Raw genomic sequence first — 19,539 nt, 5'->3', positions numbered from 1 at the left:
GGCAACCGGCCCCGATCACAACTTCGGGATGGCCTTTTAACGAATTTCACTTGTGATTTCGGCCACAAAAGCGCAATAAGAATCAATGATTTCCCGTCTGTCGGGAAACAATCGTAAAAACTCCCGGCGACTCGTCCTCCATGCAGATCTACCTGCCGATCGCGGAAATTTCTGTCAATGTCTTCATCCTTCTGGGATTAGGCAGTGGCATTGGCGTGCTGTCCGGGTTGTTCGGTGTCGGGGGCGGCTTCCTGATGACGCCGCTGCTGATCTTCATCGGCATCCCGCCGGCTGTTGCCGTCGCGACCGAAGCCAATCAGATTGTTGCCTCCTCCGTCTCCGGCGTCCTGGCGCACTGGAAGCGCGGCAATGTCGACGTGAAGATGGGCATGCTGCTGCTGGTTGGCGGGATTATCGGGTCAACCGTCGGGGTCTGGCTGTTCAAGCTGTTGCGCCAGCTCGGTCAGGTCGACCTGTTTGTCTCTCTCGCCTATGTCATCTTCCTCGGGGCCATCGGGTCGCTGATGTTCATCGAAAGCTCCCGGGCGATCCTGCGGTCGAAGCGACCCGGAGGGCGACGCAAGAAACTGCATCAGCATACCTTCCTGCATGGCCTGCCGTTCAAGATGCGGTTCCGCAAGTCGAAGCTTTATATCAGCGCATTGCTGCCAATCCTGGTCGGTTTGTTTGTTGGTATTCTGTCCGCCATGATGGGGGTTGGCGGCGGTTTCGTCATGGTGCCGGCGATGATTTATCTGCTGGGGATGCCAACCGCTGTTGTGGTCGGCACCTCGCTGTTCCAGATCATCTTCGTCACTGCCAACGCCACCATCCTTCAGGCCTCCATCAACCATACGGTCGACATCGTGCTGGCGCTTCTGCTGCTGGTCGGCGGGGTGATCGGGGCCCAGTTCGGGGCCCGCCTCGGCAGTAAGCTGCCGGGCGAGAAACTGCGCGTTCTGCTGGCCATGATGGTGCTGGGCGTCTGTATCTGGCTACTGGTCGGACTGATTGTCACCCCCGACGACCTGTTCTCTATCGGTGGCGGAGGTCACTAATGCGTATTGCCCTTCTGCTCATCGGTCTGTTTCTCGCAACCCCGCAGCCGGCCAGCGCCGATACGCTTGTTGCCGATCTCTCCAACCACCTGATTGCCATCAATTCCGGTTTCGACGGGGATGATGTGCTGATGTTCGGTTCCATCGAGGGACCGGGCGATATTGTGGTCGTTGTCCGCGGACCGGAACAGGATCTGACGATCCGCCGCAAGGAACGCATTTCCGGCATCTGGGTCAATAACGCCTATCAGACTTTTGAAGATGTCCCGGCCTTTTATGCCATTTCCTCAACCCGGCAGCTCACCGACATTCTGCCGGACACAGAAGAACGCAAGCGCCACGCCATCGGCTTCAATCAGTTGCCGATCAAATCAGGCACGGTCAGCCGGAATGTTTCCCAGGAAGATGTCGAGAAATTCCGCACCGCGATCATCCGCAACAAGCAGCGCACCGGGCTGTATCGCTACGCCTCCGGCGAAGTGACCATGATCAGCGGCAAGCTGTTCCGGGCCCCGATCCACTTCCCGGCCAATGTTGCCGAGGGGATTTACCGGGTCGAGGTCTATCTTGTGCGCGGCGGCGAAGTCGTCTCCGCAGAAATCACTCCCCTGTCTGTCAGCAAGGTCGGGGTTGAGTTTGAAGTCTATGACTTTGCCACCCGTCAGGGACTGCTTTACGGCATTTTTGCGGTGATTATTGCCTGCTTCGCGGGCTGGCTTGGCAGCGCCATCTTCAGAAAACGCTGAGGCCGTCAACCGCCCCCTGACAGGAAGCCGATCACGTTTTTGGATCGGGGGCTTGATGACCGTCACCGAATACCTTATCTCCTTAGTCGGAATTAGACCGCTTAAAATGAGGCAGCAATGTTCATCCAGACCGAACAGACCCCGAACCCGGCGACACTGAAATTCATTCCCGGTGAAATCGTCCTGAGCGAGGGCACAGCAGACTTCAAGACCGCATCTGCGGCAGAGAAATCACCAATGGCGAGCCGGCTTTTTGGCATCGACGGCGTTTCCGGTGTTTTCCTCGGCAGTGATTTCATCACGGTAACCAAGCTGGAAGATGAGGATTGGCAGGTCCTGAAACCACAGGTTCTGGGTGTCGTCATGGAGCATTACACATCCGGACGCCCGATGCTTCTGGCTGATGATTCAGCACCGGAAGACGATGGCGAGGAAGATGATGAGATTGTCACGCAGATCAAGGAACTGCTTGATACCCGCGTCCGTCCCGCCGTCGCCCAGGATGGTGGCGATATTATTTTCGAACGATTTGAAGACGGCGTCGTTTATCTGCACATGCAGGGGGCCTGCGCCGGATGCCCGAGTTCGACAGCCACACTGAAGCACGGCATTGAAAACATGCTGCGTTACTATGTGCCGGAGGTCGAGGAAGTCCGGCCGGCCGGTCAGCAGGAAATGTACTGACCCCTCGGGTTGAGACATACCGCTGACACAAGCGGAGTGTAGCGATGCTGAACGGAATATTGCTGAATACGTCTGCCGGGGCGGTTGCCATCGGGGCGGTTGTGCTGGCCTCCCAGTTCGGGTCCGGGCCGATCGGGTCCGGCGTCTATGGTCCTGATCAGGCTCTGGCCTCTTTCCGGTCTGGCCCGGATCAGCCGGAACGGAACTGGACCATCACCACCGAGCTGGCTGACCTGATGGAGATGGACTCCGTTCTGGCACCGTTTCTGGCGGCCCGGCTGGATGCCAGCCACTATACCCTGGACCGGGTTATCAGCGGTGAAAGCCGGGTTCCCCGGTTGTTTCTGCCCAGACTGCCGGAAGGTCTGAAGGATGTCGCGGATACGGACACCCGGAAATCCGTTTTCCTGCGCACCGTCCTCCCGCTCGTCCTGCAGTCCAATCGCGAGATACTGGCAGAGCGCCAGCGGCTTCTCGCGGCCCGAAAGCTGATGGATTCGGGAAAGGCCCTGCCCGTTGCAGACGCCATCTGGCTGGAGCAACTGGCTGAGAAATACAAAACCCCGGCGGATGATCTGGACAGGCTGGTCCGCCGTGTTGATGTGGTGCCCGTGGCGCTTGCTCTGGCACAGGCGGTCGAGGAAAGCGGCTGGGGAAGTTCGCGTTTTGCCCGCCTCGGAAATGCGATCTTTGGCCAGTATACGACCCTTGATGATCATGGCCTGATCCCGAAACAGGCCGGTGATAACCCGGACTTCAAGATCAAGGCGTTTCCTGATCTGCTGACCGGTATCCGTTCCTACATGCGCAATCTGAATATTCATCCTGCCTATGCCGATCTGCGGCGCAAACGGGCTGAAATCAGGGCCGAAGGCGGCAAGCCGCTGGGCCGGGTGCTGGCCGTCACCCTGACAGGCTATTCAGAACGCGGCTTCGATTATGTGAAGACCCTGCATCTGATCATTGATGCGAACGACCTGTCCGACCTTGAGAAAAAGGCCCGGCTGGCGCCACCATCTGCACCGGCACCCGTCAGCTGAGCCTCTGCTATGCTGCAGGTTTGGGCCGGTCTCCGAAAATCGCCGAGCCCACGCGTACCAGCGTTGCACCACAGGCAATCGCCATTTCAAAATCCCCGCTCATCCCCATGCTGAGTCCCGACAGATTGTTACGGGCAGCGATCTGCGACAGTAATCCGAAATGCAGGACCGCCTCGTCATCCACCGGCGGGATACACATCAGCCCGACGACGGTAAGGCCCAGTTCATCCCGGCAGAGACGGATCAGATCATCGGCTTCTGCGGGTGTCGCCCCGGCTTTCTGCGGTTCTTCTCCGGTATTGACCTGAATGTAATAGTGCCGCTTCAGGCCAAGTTTCTCCTCGGCCTTTGCGAGAGACCGGGCCAGCTTGGGGCGATCAACCGTCTGAATGACATCAAACAGGGCCACCGCATCCTCACATTTGTTTGTCTGCAACGGGCCGATCAGATGCAGGGAGACATCCGGATAATCCTTGCGCAATGCCGGCCATTTTCCTTCGGATTCCTGAACCCGGTTTTCGCCAAACAACCGGTGGCCTGCTGCCAGGGCTTCAGCAATCACGGGGGCGTCAAACATCTTGCTGACCGCGCAGAGCGCCACATCTTCCGGCTTTCTGTCCGATGCTTCTGCTGCTGCGCTGACGGCTGCGCCGACCGCGTGGAGTGACTGTTCAATTGTCATTCTTCGTCTTCCTCATGATTCCGCACCGCTCTGCCGGTCTCCGACGACCGCGTGGCATGGTGCCTGTCAGATCAAGGCATTGTCCAGAGCGCCCGAGAGCGTGATAATGCCGCTCCATTCCGTAACCACAAGACGGGCATCTCCTTCATGTTACTCTGGCTGCAAAAACTGCTGACCCCGGAAGAAATTGGCCGGCTGCGCAAAATCGGCGATCAGGCAACTTTTCTGGACGGGGGCGCAACCGCACCGGAACTTGGCCGCAAGGGGGTTAAAAATAACCTCGAACTGAAAATGCGGTCAAAGCAGCAGACGCAGGTTGAAGATATTGTGCTGGCAGCGCTGAACAGGAACGAGACGTTCCGGACTGCTGCCGTACCCAAGCATATTCAGCGCCCCATCCTGTCAAAATATGTGACGGGCATGCATTACGGCACGCATATCGACAATCCGGTCCAGCGCAGCCCGGAACCGATGCGTCTTGACCTCTCGCTCACCCTGTTCCTGTCTGACCCTGAGTCCTATGCCGGGGGCGAGCTTGTCCTGGATACCGGATATGGCGAAAAGCCGGTCAAGCTGCCCGCAGGTGATGCGATGCTCTACCCGACGACCATGTTGCACCGGGTTGCGGAAGTAACCTCCGGCGAGCGGCTGGCAGCGGTAACATGGGTACAGAGCATGGTCCGCGATCAGGCACAGCGACAGATTCTCTATGATATCGCGGTCAGCACAAACTGGGTCAACCAGGTCGCTCCGGAGACCCCGGAATTTCACCGGCTAAGCAATGCCCGGGCCAATCTGTTACGAATGTGGGCCACGGATTAAGTCAGTTACCGTCGTCATATCCCAGTTCACGCAGGAACGGGGCCAGGTCAGCCGCAACCGGGGCCAGTTGTGCGGCATAATTGACATGCCGGCCAAGGGCGCGGGTATAAAGACCGGACGCCACATCACGGGCCGACGGGGTTGATATCGCCCGGCCCGCAGATTTCTGCGCAAAACCCTGCATCTCATCTGTCCAGTCCAGCCCCAGGAAGGTCAGAATCCGCGTGGCTTCGCCCTGCAGGTCAGCCACCACATCCTCATAGCGGAATCTGAGTGTCTGCAGGCCCAGATCCTTCTCGAAAGACAGCAGCAGGCCCATTGCTGCGCAGTAGGCTTCCGCCGTGCGCTCAATGGTCAGGAACTGAATCATCGCCGTATTGAGCTGAAAATTCTGGCAGAACGCGCTGAGACAGACATCCCGCGGATCGCGAAGCGCCACAAGTATCTTTGCCTCCGGGAAAATCCGCCGGATGAAACCGAGATGCACGATATTGAGCGGCAGCTTGTCGAGCAGCAGCCTGCCCCGGATTGCCTCGCCGAACAGGGCCGCCGCGGAATCACGGTAGGCCTGACGGAACGCCGGTATATGCCGGTCCTCGATGGCATCAATATCCTGCGGATAGGCAAAGTCCCGGCCCAGAATCGACGAGGCGGCCTGCGCCATACCGCGAACCAGTTCCCGTTCATCGGTTGCCAGAACAGAGGGATGCGCTGCCAGTATCTGCTCGGTCAGGGTCGTGCCGGATCGCGGAAAACCGACAAGAAAAACCGGCGCGGGCTGATCATCGGCAATATCCACCGGCCAGCGGGAAACCCGCTCCCCGGTAAAGATATCCCGCGCATTGCGGATATCGGCAAAAAACGCATCCCGGTCCATCGGATGGGCAATGTCAGAGCGGTCATGTATGTCGTTGCAGCGGGAGAATGCCAGCCAGGCGTCATCGTAGCGCCCGAGCCGGTCGAAATTGGTTCCCATTTCAAAATAGCGGGAGGTTGCCAGTTCGTAGCCCAGATCCGTCCTACCCTCCATCGGCTCCAGAATATCCAGCGCGGCCTGATACTGCTTGCCCCGTCGGCACAGAATGGCCCGGGTCAGTAATGCTGCCGCGTCATCCGGATCGATCTCCAGTGCCTGCAAGGCCAGGTCTTCTGCTTCTTCTGTCCGGTTCAGGGTCTCCAGCAGACTGGCATAGGCAGACAGCGCCGAAGCCGGTGTTTCCGGTTGCCGGATGGCCTCCGCATAATGCCCTGCTGCCTCCTCCATCAGGCCCGCCGCACGGCAGGCTGCCGCAAGATTCAGCCGGTAATCCGGCCGGTCCGGTGCCAGATCTGTTGCCTGTCGCAGATGGTCTGCGGCTTCTTCCGGGAAATTTCCGTTCAGCAACAGCACACCCAGATTATTCCGGGCCGCAGAACTCGCCGGATCAAGGGCCAGTGCCTGACGGGCTGTCGAAATTGCGGCCTGACCCTCCCCCGCCGCGGCCTGTGCCTCTGCCAGTTTCAGCAGGGTGATCTGGTCACGGGGACTGCCGGCAGAAGCTTTCTCAAGCGCCGTCACCGCACCTGTGGCGTCACCCAGTGCCAGCAATGCCAGCCCGAGCCCGCGCCATGTGGTGAATTTTGATGCACCCTTTGCCAGCGCCTGACGATAAGCCGTCGCGGCGGCATCCCACTGCCCGGTCAGGCGGCTGGCCTCACCCAGATGATGCAGAATATCCTGCCGGTCCGGGGCCAGAGCCGCCGCTTTCGAGAAATGCGCCCAGGCCGCCTTCAGGTCAGTACGCTGCAGGGCAACAACACCGGACATATTCAGCAAATCCGCATCCCGGGGCCGGGTCCGGCGCAGCAGTTTCAGTTTTTTCTCAGCCGCATCCAGGCGACCCGCTGAAATGAGGCCGCGTATTTCGTCTGCCGGGCTCTGCGGCAGCCCTTTCGGTTTTCGAAACCCCGGATTGAACGCCATTCATATGCTCGTCTTGCTGAGAAACAGGGTTCTCAGATCAGCATTTCAGCACCGAAAAGACAAAAAGAAAGGGCGGCCGAAGCCGCCCTTTCCAGGATCGATAACTGATCTGAACTTAGAAGCTCAGGTAGATACCGTTGATCCAGATCCAGCCGTCGTTCTCGTAGCCGTTGCCACCACCGTTAAGCGGATTGGTTTCAACGTCCTGTTCGAACTGAACGTAGGAAACGCCTGACTTGAAGTCGACGCCGTCAGAGATCTTGTAGCTCATAGCCAGTTCCGTAGCGGTGAAACCGTCTTCTGAACCATTATCGCCGTTCGAGCCGTTAGCCGTACCGTTGTGGTAACCGAGGGACAGGCCATAAGGGCCGGTCGCATAGGAAACACCGATGTTGTAAGCGGAACCGTCTGTGGTTGCGCCTTTGTTGATCCGGCGACCCCAGCCACCACCAACGGTGAAGCCAGCGTAGGAAACATTCAGGCCTGCGCTGTAAACCGTGCGGTTGTTGGCGCCCTGGTTCGAACCATGCAGAGCCGAAACACTGGAACGAACGCCAAAGCCGGCAATATCGGTGTCGAGGAGCAGAGTACCTTCAACAACATTGTGCAGGGATGTGTTTGCCGACGGGCCTTTGCCGTCTTCTGCATCCGTGCTCGGCGTGTAGGAAACACCAGCCTGGAACATGCCACCGAGCTTCGGCGAGATGTAGGTCAGCTTTTCGTTATCGCCTGAGTCAGAAGCATCGATTGATGTCGGTGCAGCTGAACCGGTGTTGGTGAACCAGTAAGTGGCGTTCGAGCCGTCGATGCCCATCGGGCCGACGCCCGGAGCATGCGTGGTGATCAGATCGCCAACGCCGTTTTCCGTACCGAGGATAACTTTACCCCAGGTCTTGCTTTCGATCCAAGCATAGCTTTCATCGATCTGGTCAGCAGCCTGGCTGTTGCCTTCGAGCTGGATGTCAGCACCGATGGTGAGACCGTTATCAAGGGTCGTGCTGCCCTTGAAGTGAACTTCCGTGTTGGACACGAGGTTGACCGTGGTCTGGCCAGCGCGGGAGTCAGCAACGCCAACTTCCTGCCACATGTAACCACTGACGCCGAGCTTGATCTTCTCTGCTGCATGAGCGGAGGTGACCAGGCCAGCTGCGACGAGAGCAGTCGTTCCGAAGAGGATCTTTTTCATTTCGATAATTCCTTCCGATTTACCGGATAATTTGTTCCAAACGTTTGGATGTCTTGCGACGAGGCGTATAAGCACATGTACCGGCTTTCGGGTCAAGTGAGAGAAACACCGGTTTGTGATAAATATCCCATACTGTTGCAAAGTTGTCACAGATTGTCTGCGGGCCAGCAGGACTGCCGGTTTACGGTCATTGCACAGATAGGAATGGCCGGGCTTGGCTGTCCGGCGCAGAAACGTGTATAACACTGGCGCAAACAGAATCCGGGTTAAACGTGATGCTGCAGACTTTTAAATATATCGGACTGGGACTGACACTGATGGCGGGCCTTGCCGCATGTGAGAATATTCCCGTTGAAGGTGATTACCCGAGAGACCGCGCTCCCGGCGAAATTGATACGGGTGGCAATTATTCGGACAGCGACCGGGGCAGTTCCGTCTTCGGTGCCGGTGGCATTACCGGACTGTTCGACGGTAGTTCCAAGGAAGGAAATGGCGGTGGTGGCATCGGCGTCAATGCCTATCTCTGGCGCGCCTCCCTCGACACCCTGACCTTCATGCCGCTGTCTTCAGCTGATCCGTTTGGGGGCGTCATCATTACAGACTGGTATTCCCCGCCCGATGCACCGGCGGAGCGGTTCAAGATGAATGTTTACATTCTTGGCGGTCAGTTGCGCTCTGACGGCGTGCGTGTTGCGGTTTTCCGCCAGACACGTGACCGCTCGGGCGGATGGCTTGATTCCCGGGTTGAACCGGCGACCAATACCCAGCTGGAAAACCAGATCCTGGCCCATGCGCGGGAACTTCGCAGCCGCACCCTGTCACAGACCCAGTAACCGGACCTCTGACCGCGCAGCCCCGGTCCGGGTCAGCTTAATCCCTGCCGGTCGCCGCAGTCAGCACTGACCGGATACCCTTTTCATCAGAAGACGAGAGAACATTGATGGCGCGATATAACGCCAAGGAAACTGAAAGCTACTGGCAAAAGCAATGGGCGGACCAGCAGGTCTTCGCCGTACAGGAAGACCGCAGCCGGCCAAAATATTACGTGCTGGAGATGTTCCCCTACCCGTCCGGGCGCATTCATATGGGCCATGTCCGCAATTATACGCTGGGCGATGTGGTCGCCCGCTATAAACGGGCGCAGGGGTTCAACGTGCTGCATCCGATGGGCTGGGATGCCTTTGGCCTGCCAGCGGAGAATGCGGCGATTGAAAACCGCTCCCATCCGGCCGACTGGACACGGGAAAATATCGCCGCCATGCGCACGCAGCTCCAGTCAATGGGCCTGTCCTATGACTGGGATCGTGAACTGGCGACCTGCGAACCGGGTTATTATCGCCACGAACAGAAGATGTTCCTCGATTTCCTGGCCAATGACCTGGTCTATCGCAAGGAAAGCTGGGTCAACTGGGATCCGGTCGAGAACACGGTTCTTGCCAACGAACAGGTCATTGATGGTCGGGGCTGGCGCTCGGGTGCTCTGGTTGAAAAGCGCAAGCTGGCCCAGTGGTTCCTGAAGATCACCGACTATTCCGAAGAATTGCTGAGCGCCCTCGACGGGCTGGAACGCTGGCCCGACCGGGTCCGGCTGATGCAGCATAACTGGATCGGACGTTCCGAAGGTGCCCGCCTGCGGTTCGAGCTTGAAGGCCGTGAAGACCGGCTGGAAGTCTATACCACCCGGCATGACACCCTGTTCGGGGCTTCCTTCTGCGCTATCGCCGCCAATCATCCGCTGGCGCAGGAACTGGCAGCCTCAAATACGGACCTCGCCGGCTTCATTGCTGAGTGCAACCGCATGAGCACCAGCGAAGCCGATATCGAGAAAGCCGAAAAGAAAGGCTTTGCGACCGGGATCTTCGCCCGTCATCCGTTGCGCCCCGGTGTTCAGTTGCCGGTTTATGTCGCTAACTTTGTCCTGATGGAATATGGCACCGGCGCTATCTTCGGCTGTCCGGCACATGACCAGCGGGATCTCGACTTCGCCCTGAAATATGACCTGCCGGTCCTTCCCGTCGTCATCCCCGATGATGTCGATGCTGCCACATTCTCTGTCGGCAATACCGCCTATACAGGGGACGGCCGCCTCGGGAACTCCGACTTCCTCGATGGCATGACCGTTGCCGAAGCCAAGACCGAGGTTGCCTCCCGGCTGGAAGCTTCCGGTGTCGGTGAGACCTCCGTGACCTACAGGCTGCGTGACTGGGGTGTCTCCCGTCAGCGTTACTGGGGCTGTCCGATCCCGATCATTCACTGTGCTGACTGTGGTGTGGTTCCCGTGCCCGCCGACGCCCTGCCCGTTGAGTTGCCAAGGGATATCGATTTTGACGAACCCGGCAATCCGCTTGCGCGTCACCCGTCCTGGAAGCATGTGGACTGCCCGGCCTGCGGCAAGGCTGCGGTCCGGGAAACCGATACCTTTGATACCTTCTTTGAATCCTCCTGGTATTTCCTTCGCTTCTGCGATCCGCATAACAGCGAGACCGGGGTCAGCGACGCGGCCGCTTACTGGATGCCGGTGGACCAGTATATCGGCGGCATTGAACATGCTGTCCTGCATCTGCTGTACAGCCGATTCTTCATGCGGGCTCTCAAGAAATGTGGCTATGTTACTCAGGATGAACCGTTTGATGGCCTGCTGACCCAGGGCATGGTCTGCCACGAAACCTATCGTGATGATAAGGGTAAATGGGTTTTGCCCTCTGACCTCATCACCCTTGAAGATGGCAGTCTGGTCGCTCAGCCTGACAACCGACCGGTAACCGCCGGCCGTTCCGAGAAGATGAGCAAGTCGAAAAAGAACGTGGTTGATCCGGAAAGCATTCTGGAGACCTACGGTGCCGACGTTGCCCGCCTTTTCATGCTCTCCGACAGCCCGCCGGACCGCGATCTGGAATGGACGGATTCAGGTGTTGATGGTGCCTGGCGCTATCTCAACCGGCTCTGGAAACTGGGCGAAGACATTCTCGGCGCAACCCCGGCAGAGCCTGCCCGGCGTGATGGGGATGACGATGTCAGCCGCGCGATCCACAAGGCCATTGATGGCGTGACCGCTGATCTGGACCGGTTCCATTTCAACAAGGCTGTGGCCCGCATCCGGGAGCTTTCAAACCTGATAAGCGGGCTTGATCTCAGCCAGCCCGGCAATCCCGGCCTCGCCCGTTTCGGATTCGAAGCGATTATCATGCTGATCTCTCCGATGACCCCGCATATCGCTGATGAACTCTGGCGGCAACTCGGTCATACTGATCCGGTTATCAAGACCTCCTGGCCGGTTGCCAATGCCGGGCTGCTGGTTGATGAGAGCGTCACGATCGGCGTACAGATCAATGGCAAAATGCGGGCAACCATCGAAATGGCTCTGGACGCTGACCGGGAAACAGTCGAGGCTGCTGCCCTGGCTGAACCGAAGGTAATCGCACAGCTGGACGGCAAAACGCCCCGCAAGATCATTGTTGTCCCCAACCGGATTGTGAACATTGTTGCATAGGCTTCTGCTCATCATTGTCCTCGTCGGCCTCACCGGCTGCGGCTTTCGTCCGCTGAACCATCCCCGGCTTGCCGGCGGTGCCGTGACCACCGGCCTTCAGAGCACGACGGTGGAATTTATCGACGACCGTATCGGACAGCAGCTTCGAAACGAACTGCTCGACCGCCTGAATCCCTACGGGGAGCCGGACAATCCGCAATATCGCCTCATCGTCGATTTGCAGGAGGCCGAACAGGATCTCGGTATCCGCAAGGATGATTCATCAACCCGCGCCAACCTGTTGATTTTCGCGACATATAAGCTGGTTGCGACCGGCGATAACCGCAGTCTCCTCGCCGGGCGCTATCAGAGCGTCAACAGCTATGACATTCTCAGCTCCCAGTTTGCCACCCAGAGCGCGCGGGAAGATGCCCGGCGACGGGGCGCAGAACAGATCGCCAGTCAGATCAAGACCCGGCTCTCCCTGTTCTATCTTGACCAGGCCGGGGCGCGACGGAGCACACAGTGATCCTCCGGGATGGCAATCTCGACCGGTTCGTGGCCGCGCCAAACCCGGAAACACGTGTTCTGCTGCTCTATGGTCCTGATGACGGACAGGTTCGTGATCGCGTCGAAGCCGCAATTCGCGCCGTCGCCGGTGACCTGCAGGATCCCTTCCGGGTTGCCGACCTTGATTCAGCCGACCTGAAAGACGATCCCGCCCGGCTCAGCGATGAAGCCTTCGCCATGGCCCTGACGGGCGGCCGCCGTGCGGTCCGCGTGCGCAACGGGGCCGATCACATGGTCGACGGACTGGAATCCATTCTCTCTGCAAAGACCTGCGACAACCTGGTGGTAATCGAGGCCGGCAACCTTTCCAAAGGCTCAAAACTGCGGAAACTGGCCGAAGAAGATAAAACTGCCGTGGCGGGCCCCTGTTACGGGGACAGCGACAATGACCGCGCAGGACTGCTTCAGCGCCTGCTGAAAGAAAACGGCTACAGCATCGACCGGGATGCCACGGACTGGATCCTCAGCCATACAGGTTCAGACCGGAAAGCGACCCTCAGCGAATATGAAAAGCTGATGCTCTATATGGGCCAGGAAAAAGCCATCACGCTGGCCCATGCAACTGTCTGTTTTGGTGACAGCAGCGCCACGGCACTAGATGACGTGGTACAGGCCGCGGCTGGCGGCCAGACGGTCCAGCTGGAAGTCGCCATTCAGGCCCTTCGCGCAGAAGGGATGAGCGTCATTCCGATTATCCTCGCCGTGCAACGCCACCTGCACAAGCTTCATTACGCAGCCGGATTGATGCGGCAGGGCCAGTCCGCAGATCAGGCAATCGGGGCAATCCGCCCCCCTGTCTTCTTCAAGGTAAAGGATGCGTTCAAGCACCAGCTTTCGATCTGGACCCTCGACCGGCTGTCAACAGCACTGGAACTGCTGACCGAAGCCGAGCTGGATTCCAAGACAACGGGTCGGCCGGATGAGGCGATCTGCCACCGCGCCCTGATGCGCATCTGCCAGGCAGCACGGGCCGGGATGCGCCGACGCTGAGCAGAGCGTCAGCATTTTCTCAGCAGAATCGGTGATCAGGCGGAAGCTTCCGGGTTTTTCCAGCCGGAGCCGCGGATGATATCTTCGGATTTCTTACCGGAAGAGGCCCGGACCGTTACTTTTGTATCTCCCGACTTCCACCCCATCTGCCCGAGTGCACCGGACGGGGCATCCTCGGAATCCTGCTTATGAAGGTGCAGATCAAGCTCGCTCAAGGCCGGCTCGCCGCTATCCTCGTCTTCGGCTTCTTCAAGAAGGGCCCGCATTTCATCTTCATCAAGCTCTTCCTTGGCAAACAGATCCTCATCTTCATAAGCATCCGGATCGCTGCTCAGCCGGGCCAGAATATCGTCGAGCTGCTCAAGCGAACGATAAGCCACGACAATCTCGCCCCCCTGCCCCCGGGGATTGATGGAGACAGCCAGACCCAGCCGGTTCGTCAGATCCCGTTCCAGTGCCAGCGTATCCGCATCTTTCGATCCGCCGCCTGAAGCACTGCCGCCACTTCCCTTGCTTTTGCCGCCCTGGGATAATCGTTCCGTCTGCCGAACGTTCAGACCTTTAGCGACAACCTGCTCTGCCAGCTGAACCGCATGGTCAGACCCCAGCAAGGCCCGGGCATGGCCTGCACTCAGGCGTCCTTCTTCCACCATCGCACGAACTGGTGTTGGCAGATTCAGCAGACGCAGGGTGTTTGCCACATGGCTCCGGCTTTTCCCGACAGCCTTGGCGATATCTTCCTGGGTATGCTGGAAATCATCGATAAGTCGCTGATAACCCTCTGCTTCTTCAATAATCGAGAGATCCTTGCGTTGCAGGTTCTCGACCAGCGCCAGCTCCAGCGCTTCCTGATCTGTCAGTGAGCGAATGACGGCAGGAATTTCATGGAGCTGGGCAATCTGTGAGGCGCGCCAGCGACGCTCCCCCGCGATCAGCTCATAGGCATCAGGATCATCCGGATGTGGCCGCACCAGAATCGGCTGCAGAACACCCTGCGCCTTGATCGACAGAACAAGTTCATCAATGTCTTCTGACGTAAAGACCTGGCGCGGCTGATAACGGTTCGGCCGGATTTTCTCGGTCGGCAGATTGCGCGCACCCGTGCCGCCAGCGTTTCCCGCATCTGTGCCTGCGGCGGTTGGCGCATCATCACCCAGCAGCGCAGAGAGACCACGGCCTAGGGCGCTGCGTTTTTCTTTTTTGTCCATCTTTTCGCTATCGCTCATGCCGCCAATCCGTTTTCTCTGTTCAACACTTCACTCGCCAGATGAATATAAGCCTGCGACCCCGCACATTTCAGGTCGTAGACCAGAACCGGTTTGCCATGAGACGGGGCCTCAGAAACACGCACATTTCTCGGAATGACTGTCTTGTAGACCTTGTCTCCAAAGAAATCGCGCACATCGGACATCACCATATTGGAGAGGTTGTTCCGACCGTCATACATGGTCAGGACAATTCCCTGGATTTCCAGTCGCGGATTCTGATTGCGCTTCACCCGCTCAATTGTGCGCATCAGATCGCTGATCCCTTCCAGCGCAAAAAATTCGCACTGCAGCGGAACCATAACAGCCTGCGCGGCAACCAGGGCATTGAGTGTCAGCAGGCCGAGCACCGGCGGGCTGTCGATCAGAACATAATCATAGCTGTCGATCTGACCGGACATCGCATCCCGGAGACGATATTCCCGGCGATGCTGGTCAACCAGCTCAACCTCGGCGCCCGACAGATCCCGCCCGGACGGCAGAACGAAAAGGCTCGGGATCGCTGTTTCCTGAACGGCTTCCGACAGGGAGACCTCGCCAATCATGGTGTGGTACGTGTTCAGCGTCCTGTTTTCACGCGGAATACCAAGGCCCGTGCTCGCATTGCCTTGGGAGTCCAGATCAATGATCAGGGTCTTTTTACCTGCCGCAGCCAGGGCCGTTCCCAGATTAATCGCGGTCGTGGTCTTACCCACACCGCCCTTCTGATTAGCGATAGCGATAATACGGGGACGCCGTCTGGCGGGGTCAGTTCCGATCAGCGACATGTCGAAACGCTCCAATTTTGAGGATAATGCCGTCCGGATCCGTCATACTGGGGACCCGATGAGCCTCAATAAACCACTTTTTGTGTGCTTCGGTCAATTCCTCATCAACATGTTGTCCTTTGAGAAACAGACATTGTGTCTTTTCGGTCGCAACAAACCGGCCCAGATCGAGCAGTTTTCCAACCGGCGCACAGGCCCTGGAGACAAGAAGTCCAGCCCGCAGCCCCCCGCAATTCTCGACACGCTCCGGGTGAAGGGTCACTTCGGCCCCGGTTATACGGGCCGCCTCCCTCAGAAAAGCGCATTTTCTTTGGTCGCTTTCGATGAGGTGAACATCCCGAACCCCGGCAATCGCCAGCATCAATCCGGGAAATCCGGCGCCCGATCCGATATCTGCGATGGGACGTGCCTCCGAGAGATGGGGCAGCAATTGCAGACTGTCAATAATGTGACGCTGCCAGATATCATTGATGGTCCTGGGGCTGATCAGGTTTATTCGGGAGTTCCACTTGATCAGAAGGTCCGCATAAACACCGAGTCGCTGAATTGTTTCACGTGAAACAGTCAGCGCCTCGAGTTGTTTCAGAGTCTCTCTGTCCGGCTCGACCACGGTTATCGTCTCTCCAAAAAAGGCAGAGACATGTTTCACGTGAAACAGTGGCGGTGGTCAAGCGGCTTCTCTGCCTGCCTTTTTGACAAAACGCAGCAAGGCCGTCAGCGCTGCCGGGGTAATTCCTGATATCCGGGCCGCCGCCCCCAGAGATTCTGGCCGCGCCGCCGCCAGTTTTTGCTGCACTTCATTCGAAAGCGAGCCGATTGTTGAATAATCCAGATCAGCCGGCAGACGCAGAGCCTCATCCCGTCGAAAGGCGTCGATGTCCGCCTGCTGTCGGGCAACATAGCCCTGATACAGCGCGTCGATGGAAAGCTGCTCAACGATGGCCGGTTCAATCTCGCCAAGGGCCGGGAATATCTCAACCAGCCGTTCCCAGGTTACATCCGGATAAACCAGCAATTCGAAAGCGTTCCGTCGCTGTCCATCCAGATTGATATTTATCCCGAAACTGATCAACGCGTTTGGCGTTGCCTGACTTTCTTCCATCACCGCCCGCGCATGGGCAAGTTTGGCGGCCTTGGTTTCATAGACCACCCGCCGCGTCTCGCCGACAAGTCCGATATCAATGCCTCTCTGCGTCAGACGCTGGTCCGCATTATCAGCCCGCAGCAACAATCGATATTCTGCCCGGGACGTAAACATCCGATAGGGTTCCGAAACCCCCTTGGTTGTCAGGTCATCAATCAGCACGCCCATATAGCCATCAGCCCGGTCGAGCGTGAACTGTTCAGCTGAGCCACCGGCAACCAGCGCCGCATTTGTGCCTGCAATCAAACCCTGAGCGGCAGCTTCTTCATATCCGGTCGTTCCATTGATCTGGCCCGCCAGAAACAGGCCCGGTAATTTATGGAGGGCCAGTCGGCTATCCAGTTCCCGAGGATCAACATAATCATATTCAATGGCATATCCCGGTTGCAGAATGACCGCTGTCTCAAGCCCCGGGATATGTTTCAGAAATTCTGCCTGCACATCGGCGGGCAAACTGGTTGAGATGCCATTCGGATAGACCGTGTGATCATCCAGCCCTTCAGGCTCCAGAAATATCTGATGTCTGGTCTTGTCCGCAAACCGGACAACCTTGTCTTCAATAGACGGACAGTAACGCGGACCCGTCCCTGAAATCTGGCCGGAATAAATCGGCGCCCGGTCAAGATTCTTTGTGATGACCGCGTGAGCCTGTTCCGTCGTATAAGTGATATGGCAGGAAATCTGCGGAACCGTCACCTTCTCTGTCAGGAATGAAAATGGTGTCGGCGGATCATCGGCCAGCTGCTCTTCAAGCTGGTCCCAGGCAATCGTCCGGCCATCAAGCCGGGGCGGCGTCCCGGTCTTCAGGCGCCCCATTCGCAGGCCCAGAGATTCAAGCCGTTCCGCCAGCTTCACGGAAGGCTGTTCCCCAACCCGCCCGCCGGATGTCTGGGATTCACCGACATGGATGACGCCGCGCAGGAAGGTGCCCGTGGTGATCACCACCGCCCGGCAGGCGTAACAGGTGCCACTTTCGCCGACGACCCCGGAAATCACACCCTCATCCGTGGTCATCAGGTCTGCAACCGGGTCTGCAACCAGATCCAGATTGTCGATCTGCCGCAGCTCTTCCTGCATCGCCAGGCGATAAAGCTTTCGGTCGGCCTGCGCCCGTGGCCCCCGGACAGCCGGCCCCTTGCTTCGGTTCAGCATCCGGAACTGAATGCCGGCGCGGTCAATTACCCGGCCCATCAATCCATCCAGCGCATCGACCTCGCGAACCAGATGGCCTTTCGCCAGACCGCCAATTGCCGGGTTGCAGGACATCACGCCAATGCTGTCGAGCTGATGGGTCAGCAATGCTGTGCGCGCGCCCATGCGGGCAGCTGCCGCGGCTGCTTCACAGCCGGCATGTCCGCCCCCGACAACGATGACATCATAATTCTGTTGCATAAGCCGGAATGTATGGATTTGCCCAATCCAAGTCAAAGGGGAACCGGCCCCGGACAACCGAATGTTTCACGTGAAACACTACTTCCCGATACAGAAATCCCGAAAGATAACATCAAGAAGGTCTTCGACATCTACCGAGCCGGTAATTCTGCCGATTTCACGCATGGCGAGCCGAAGATCCTCCCCCGCCAGTTCAGGTAAAGGGGCTGTCTGAAAACGATCCAGACAGACCAGTGCCAGTTCCAGCGCCTGCCGATGACGGGCCCGCGTTAACGGAGTGTCTTCGGAACGGGAAGACCGGTTCAGGTCAAGCCGCCTGGCAATTGCCTGCAGCAACTCCCCGATACCGGCACCCGTTTCAGCGGACACCCCGATCCTTTCAGGAGAGTGGTTGTCCACTCGGTCCAGCAGGTCCGTCTTGTTTGCCACCAGCAGGACCGGTGTGCCCTCCGTCTCGATAGTCTCTGCCGGGCCCCCGGCCCGAGCATCAAACACATGAAGAACCAGATCCGCCTCGGATATCCTTTGTCGAGACCGGATCACCCCTTCCCGTTCTATCGGGTCACTGGTCTCTCTCAACCCCGCGGTGTCAGCCAGCACGACCGGATAGCCCGCAAGATCAAGATGCACCTCCACCACATCACGGGTGGTGCCCGCCATTTCCGAAACGATCGCCGCATCCCGTTGTGCCAGGCAGTTCAGCAGACTTGATTTGCCAACATTAGGCTCGCCGACAATGGCCAGCCGGAAACCTTCCCGAAGGCGCTCCCCCAACCGGCCGTCATCAAGATGCTCATGAATTTCTTTCTGGAGCATCCCGACCGTTGCGCGGACCGGTGCCAGCATATCCTCCGGCAGGTCCTCCTCCGGGAAATCAATCTCTGCTTCCACATGCGCGAGTGCCCGGATCAGGCGTTCCCGCCAGCCATCATAGAGACGGCCCAGCGCACCCGACATCTGATGGATGGCCTGCCGCCGCTGTGCCGTGGTTTCCGCCTCCAGCAAATCTGACAGGGCTTCAACCTGGGTCAGGTCCATTCGGCCATTGTCAAATGCCCTGCGGGTAAATTCTCCCGCCTCCGCCGGGCGGCATCCCGGGTGGTGAGACAGAATGCCATAGAGATCGGTCAGAACAGCCTTGCTGCCATGGCACTGAATCTCCACCACATCTTCACCGGTGAAACTGGCCGGCGCCGGGAACCAGAGCAGCAAAGCCTGATCAATGGTCTCTCCCGTCTCCGGATCATGAAGATAACGTAAGGAGGCCTGACGCGCCGTGATCCACGGGCCGGGGATCATTGTCCGCGCCGCCTCCACAGCCTGCGGACCGGAGAGACGAAGAACCGCAACACCGGAAATACCACTGCCGCTGGATCGGGCGAAAATGGTTGCCTGTCCGGCAGTCATCTCACGCACACGACGTCACATACAAAAGCATCGGGAAACATCACGTCTTGTCTGACTTTCCACTTGCCTGAAACTGCGACCAGAACATTTTCTGTAATTGCTCAAAACCCTGCACGCCCGCCGGCAGCCAGGTTTTCATCATCGTCTCTGCATCCATCCCGGCCAGATTTTTGGCCATGGTTTCCTGCATCTGTTCCAGCAACGCCGCCTGCATCGGCTGAACATCCGGCAAACCGAGGAAGCTTCGGGCTTCTTCAGGAGTGCAATCGATATCAACAGTAATCTTCATCTTGCTATCTTCCCTTCAGTGGGGTGTTCGCCTGCCGCCAGACACACTAAGTTAAAACCTGACGG

General features: G+C 58.2%; 18 protein-coding genes. 9 read left to right on the top strand and 9 right to left on the bottom strand.

The features are described 5' to 3' along the window. Positions 1 to 140: 140 nt before the first annotated feature. The 4 genes from GH722_06995 to GH722_06980 all read left to right on the top strand — a co-directional run bounded on the left by GH722_06995 (position 141) and on the right by GH722_06980 (position 3,528). Entirely contained in the window at positions 141 to 1,058 is a 918-nt protein-coding gene (locus GH722_06995) for a TSUP family transporter (GenBank protein ID MRG71506.1), read from the top strand. Next, entirely contained in the window at positions 1,058 to 1,804 is a 747-nt protein-coding gene (locus GH722_06990; protein MRG71505.1) for a hypothetical protein, read from the top strand. Before GH722_06995 ends, GH722_06990 begins: the two co-directional genes overlap by 1 nt. A 117-nt stretch (positions 1,805 to 1,921) precedes the next feature. Beyond that, positions 1,922 to 2,488 carry a NifU family protein gene (locus GH722_06985; protein MRG71504.1) on the top strand — a complete coding sequence of 189 codons (567 nt, stop codon included), beginning with the start codon at positions 1,922 to 1,924 and terminating at the stop codon, positions 2,486 to 2,488. 44 nt (positions 2,489 to 2,532) lie between these two features. Then, complete coding sequence (locus tag GH722_06980; GenBank protein ID MRG71503.1) at positions 2,533 to 3,528, top strand: hypothetical protein; 996 nt, start codon at positions 2,533 to 2,535, stop codon at positions 3,526 to 3,528. Positions 3,529 to 3,535: 7 nt separating this feature from the next. Here the strand turns inward: GH722_06980 and GH722_06975 are convergent, their stop codons facing one another. Then, a complete protein-coding gene (locus GH722_06975; protein MRG71502.1) occupies positions 3,536 to 4,210 on the bottom strand; it encodes a YggS family pyridoxal phosphate-dependent enzyme in 675 nt (224 codons plus the stop codon). A 147-nt stretch (positions 4,211 to 4,357) separates the two neighbouring features. On the opposite strand from GH722_06975, the gene GH722_06970 reads away from it, so the two are divergent. Continuing rightward, positions 4,358 to 5,032, top strand: coding sequence for a Fe2+-dependent dioxygenase (locus tag GH722_06970; GenBank protein ID MRG71501.1), 675 nt, complete (start codon positions 4,358 to 4,360; stop codon positions 5,030 to 5,032). A gap of 1 nt (position 5,033) precedes the next feature. On the opposite strand, the gene GH722_06965 is transcribed toward GH722_06970, so the two are convergent. Together GH722_06965 and GH722_06960 are read right to left on the bottom strand one after the other, a co-directional pair. Further along, complete coding sequence (locus GH722_06965; GenBank protein ID MRG71500.1) at positions 5,034 to 6,995, bottom strand: tetratricopeptide repeat protein; 1,962 nt, start codon at positions 6,993 to 6,995, stop codon at positions 5,034 to 5,036. A gap of 115 nt (positions 6,996 to 7,110) precedes the next feature. Then, positions 7,111 to 8,181 (bottom strand): porin, encoded by a 1,071-nt coding sequence (locus GH722_06960; GenBank protein ID MRG71499.1) that lies wholly within the window; start codon positions 8,179 to 8,181, stop codon positions 7,111 to 7,113. Between the two features lie 275 nt (positions 8,182 to 8,456). On the opposite strand from GH722_06960, the gene GH722_06955 reads away from it, so the two are divergent. The 4 genes from GH722_06955 (at position 8,457) to GH722_06940 (ending at position 13,210) form a co-directional block, all read left to right on the top strand. Further along, positions 8,457 to 9,014 carry a DUF3576 domain-containing protein gene (locus GH722_06955; protein ID MRG71498.1) on the top strand — a complete coding sequence of 186 codons (558 nt, stop codon included), beginning with the start codon at positions 8,457 to 8,459 and terminating at the stop codon, positions 9,012 to 9,014. Positions 9,015 to 9,121: 107 nt separating this feature from the next. Continuing rightward, the gene (locus tag GH722_06950; protein ID MRG71497.1) at positions 9,122 to 11,671 is read left to right on the top strand and encodes a leucine--tRNA ligase; all 2,550 of its coding nucleotides are present in this window, start codon (positions 9,122 to 9,124) and stop codon (positions 11,669 to 11,671) included. Then, entirely contained in the window at positions 11,661 to 12,179 is a 519-nt protein-coding gene (locus tag GH722_06945) for a hypothetical protein (protein MRG71496.1), read from the top strand. Before GH722_06950 ends, GH722_06945 begins: the two co-directional genes overlap by 11 nt. Continuing rightward, positions 12,176 to 13,210 (top strand): DNA polymerase III subunit delta, encoded by a 1,035-nt coding sequence (locus GH722_06940; protein MRG71495.1) that lies wholly within the window; start codon positions 12,176 to 12,178, stop codon positions 13,208 to 13,210. Before GH722_06945 ends, GH722_06940 begins: the two co-directional genes overlap by 4 nt. A 35-nt stretch (positions 13,211 to 13,245) precedes the next feature. Here the strand turns inward: GH722_06940 and GH722_06935 are convergent, their stop codons facing one another. From GH722_06935 to GH722_06910, 6 genes are all read right to left on the bottom strand, one after another. Beyond that, the gene (locus tag GH722_06935; GenBank protein MRG71494.1) at positions 13,246 to 14,436 is read right to left on the bottom strand and encodes a ParB/RepB/Spo0J family partition protein; all 1,191 of its coding nucleotides are present in this window, start codon (positions 14,434 to 14,436) and stop codon (positions 13,246 to 13,248) included. Beyond that, on the bottom strand, positions 14,433 to 15,242 hold the full coding sequence (locus tag GH722_06930; protein MRG71493.1) for an AAA family ATPase: 810 nt from the start codon (positions 15,240 to 15,242) through the stop codon (positions 14,433 to 14,435). Before GH722_06930 ends, GH722_06935 begins: the two co-directional genes overlap by 4 nt. Continuing rightward, complete coding sequence (rsmG, locus tag GH722_06925) at positions 15,223 to 15,810, bottom strand: 16S rRNA (guanine(527)-N(7))-methyltransferase RsmG (GenBank protein MRG71492.1); 588 nt, start codon at positions 15,808 to 15,810, stop codon at positions 15,223 to 15,225. Before rsmG ends, GH722_06930 begins: the two co-directional genes overlap by 20 nt. 99 nt (positions 15,811 to 15,909) lie before the next feature. Beyond that, positions 15,910 to 17,778 carry a tRNA uridine-5-carboxymethylaminomethyl(34) synthesis enzyme MnmG gene (gene mnmG / locus GH722_06920; protein MRG71491.1) on the bottom strand — a complete coding sequence of 623 codons (1,869 nt, stop codon included), beginning with the start codon at positions 17,776 to 17,778 and terminating at the stop codon, positions 15,910 to 15,912. 78 nt (positions 17,779 to 17,856) lie between these two features. Then, entirely contained in the window at positions 17,857 to 19,185 is a 1,329-nt protein-coding gene (gene mnmE / locus GH722_06915) for a tRNA uridine-5-carboxymethylaminomethyl(34) synthesis GTPase MnmE (GenBank protein ID MRG71490.1), read from the bottom strand. Positions 19,186 to 19,225: 40 nt separating this feature from the next. Next, the gene (locus tag GH722_06910) at positions 19,226 to 19,474 is read right to left on the bottom strand and encodes a hypothetical protein (GenBank protein ID MRG71489.1); all 249 of its coding nucleotides are present in this window, start codon (positions 19,472 to 19,474) and stop codon (positions 19,226 to 19,228) included. Between the last annotated feature and the right edge of the window lie 65 nt (positions 19,475 to 19,539).

This window comes from Alphaproteobacteria bacterium HT1-32 (assembly GCA_009649675.1).
Taxonomy (GTDB): Bacteria; Pseudomonadota; Alphaproteobacteria; order Rhodospirillales; family HT1-32; genus HT1-32.
This window is presented reverse-complemented; position numbering and strand designations above follow the sequence as displayed.

Excerpts from the sequence above, each read along its gene's own strand:
- GH722_06990 (MRG71505.1), top strand. The coding sequence starts at position 1,058 with ATGCGTATTGCCCTTCTGCTCATCGGTCTGTTTCTCGCAACCCCGCAG.
- GH722_06975 (MRG71502.1), bottom strand. The coding sequence starts at position 4,210 with ATGACAATTGAACAGTCACTCCACGCGGTCGGCGCAGCCGTCAGCGCA.
- GH722_06930 (MRG71493.1), bottom strand. The coding sequence starts at position 15,242 with ATGTCGCTGATCGGAACTGACCCCGCCAGACGGCGTCCCCGTATTATC.
- GH722_06935 (MRG71494.1), bottom strand. The coding sequence starts at position 14,436 with ATGAGCGATAGCGAAAAGATGGACAAAAAAGAAAAACGCAGCGCCCTA.
- GH722_06980 (MRG71503.1), top strand. The coding sequence starts at position 2,533 with ATGCTGAACGGAATATTGCTGAATACGTCTGCCGGGGCGGTTGCCATC.
- mnmE (MRG71490.1), bottom strand. The coding sequence starts at position 19,185 with ATGACTGCCGGACAGGCAACCATTTTCGCCCGATCCAGCGGCAGTGGT.
- GH722_06955 (MRG71498.1), top strand. The coding sequence starts at position 8,457 with ATGCTGCAGACTTTTAAATATATCGGACTGGGACTGACACTGATGGCG.
- GH722_06985 (MRG71504.1), top strand. The coding sequence starts at position 1,922 with ATGTTCATCCAGACCGAACAGACCCCGAACCCGGCGACACTGAAATTC.
- GH722_06960 (MRG71499.1), bottom strand. The coding sequence starts at position 8,181 with ATGAAAAAGATCCTCTTCGGAACGACTGCTCTCGTCGCAGCTGGCCTG.
- GH722_06970 (MRG71501.1), top strand. The coding sequence starts at position 4,358 with ATGTTACTCTGGCTGCAAAAACTGCTGACCCCGGAAGAAATTGGCCGG.
- GH722_06910 (MRG71489.1), bottom strand. The coding sequence starts at position 19,474 with ATGAAGATTACTGTTGATATCGATTGCACTCCTGAAGAAGCCCGAAGC.
- GH722_06995 (MRG71506.1), top strand. The coding sequence starts at position 141 with ATGCAGATCTACCTGCCGATCGCGGAAATTTCTGTCAATGTCTTCATC.
- mnmG (MRG71491.1), bottom strand. The coding sequence starts at position 17,778 with ATGCAACAGAATTATGATGTCATCGTTGTCGGGGGCGGACATGCCGGC.
- GH722_06950 (MRG71497.1), top strand. The coding sequence starts at position 9,122 with ATGGCGCGATATAACGCCAAGGAAACTGAAAGCTACTGGCAAAAGCAA.
- GH722_06965 (MRG71500.1), bottom strand. The coding sequence starts at position 6,995 with ATGGCGTTCAATCCGGGGTTTCGAAAACCGAAAGGGCTGCCGCAGAGC.